The following is a 1673-nucleotide window of genomic DNA, read 5'->3' as shown; positions in this document are numbered from 1 at the left end:
CCTGAATTATTCATACCTGCAGATTAAAGAATCAAATTAAAATTTTTGGTTCATGATTTCCTATTTTTAAGCGAGAAAAGCTAAAAAATTCGTAGACAGCTGAAGGTAAATGGTATTTCTAAGAAAAAATAATCGTTTTTGGGCATACTTCTCCCTTGGTCTTTTAAAAGCTTTTAAATTGCTAAATATTTCCTTTTGTTTTTATTCAATCTGAAGCTGTTGAACATTTCGCAACACTTTCCAGAAGAAAGATGCATACACAAAACTTGAAGCCAATTTAAAATAGAAAGAACGTCCTGATGTCACTAATTTACTGGCAACTTTAATGACACGTGTCCGGATCGTCTGGATTTGCATCTGTTGTTGTCCTTCCGGGAAGCAGAGCGTGCGCAGCCAGTTGGTCAAATTATAGGCTAATAAGCTCATTATCATCCGAGCTTCATTTGCTTGAAAATCGTGGCTGCTCATGCGATCCAAACCGAAACCATTTTTTGCTTCTTTGATGTAATTTTCCATCGTTCCTCTTCGTTGATAAGACTGTACAATCACTTGAGGAGCGAACGTATCTCCTAAGTTGGTCACAAAGAAGCTATGTGTGAAAAACATTTCTCCTGCAGGACGAACGGACTTAATAATGATTTTTCGTGCTTTTTTCCATGACTGTGCCTGGTATTCGCTTTCTTCAAAATAGCACTCGGACTGGCTCATATCTCTGGCAGATGAAGCCGGATGCAGTTCATCTGCCAATCGCTGCAGTTTGCTATTTGATTTTAAGCGAATAACATAAAAAACCGATTCTTTTTCGCATAAGTCATATAACTCAGGGACTGCAAAACCACTGTCAGCACGCAGAAATGGCATGGTCCATGGGAATTTCTCGTTATAATGTTCAATCATTGGGCGAACAAAATCGACAACGCCATTGGATGTATAGACATTCCCCGGGCGCAGTTGTGATTGGAGAAAATCGCCTGTCACTCCGTCAAAGGCAACCATCGGATGATAACCGACTGTCCCATAATGGGCATTGTATTTCGTTTGTTCCTGCTCGCCATAGGTATCGGCATGCGTGGAATCCAGATCAAAAATAATGGCGTCCGATTTCCGATGTGTATGCACTTTATCCAGTAATACCTGGTTGGCTTGAAGTAAAGCAGTAATGGAGTGGGAATCAAAGCGCTCCAAAAAGCGGGATAAGCTAGGTTGGGAAGCAAGTGAATCCTTGCCCATCATTTGCGTGAATACCGGATCGTGTATCAAAGCATCCGCTGCATCATCTTCCGCATATCCAGCGATGAGTTGATAGATTTTTTGACGAAGTAAATCTTCATTGGCATGCACAAAGTAACGACGTTCATCGATGAGTTGTAAGTAATCTGTCAAAACCGTGGAAAACCCAAGTTTTTTATCCAATTCCCGGAAGATCAATTCACCGGTATCGGAGGATAATTCTCCTCCATCATGAGATAGTTTTATTTTACGATTGAAATCAAGTGTGATTTGCGGTAAAGTAGCCATTATAAGAACCCTTTCTGTTGGTTATTTGGTGATGCTTTAACCTTATCAGAAACGGGTTCTTTTTTCATTTATTTGATGCATGACTTATACGCTTTCGTTACTTGTCAGCCAAGTAATTGCGCGTTATAAAGGTTTTTCTGTGAATAATTCAGGAT

1 protein-coding gene is annotated in these 1673 nt (G+C 39.9%); it reads right to left on the bottom strand.

The annotated features are described in order from the left end of the window. Positions 1 to 201: 201 nt before the first annotated feature. Positions 202 to 1518 (bottom strand): IS1380 family transposase, encoded by a 1317-nt coding sequence (locus ACFQ19_RS20170; RefSeq protein ID WP_379594652.1) that lies wholly within the window; start codon positions 1516 to 1518, stop codon positions 202 to 204. Positions 1519 to 1673: the final 155 nt, after the last annotated feature.

Origin of the sequence: Oceanobacillus locisalsi (assembly GCF_042675985.1) — a bacterium.
Taxonomy (GTDB): domain Bacteria; phylum Bacillota; class Bacilli; order Bacillales; family Amphibacillaceae; genus Oceanobacillus; species Oceanobacillus locisalsi.
This window is presented reverse-complemented; position numbering and strand designations above follow the sequence as displayed.

Bases quoted from the DNA above. Each gene is read 5' to 3' on its own strand.
- ACFQ19_RS20170 (WP_379594652.1), bottom strand. From the start codon at position 1,518: ATGGCTACTTTACCGCAAATCACACTTGATTTCAATCGTAAAATAAAA.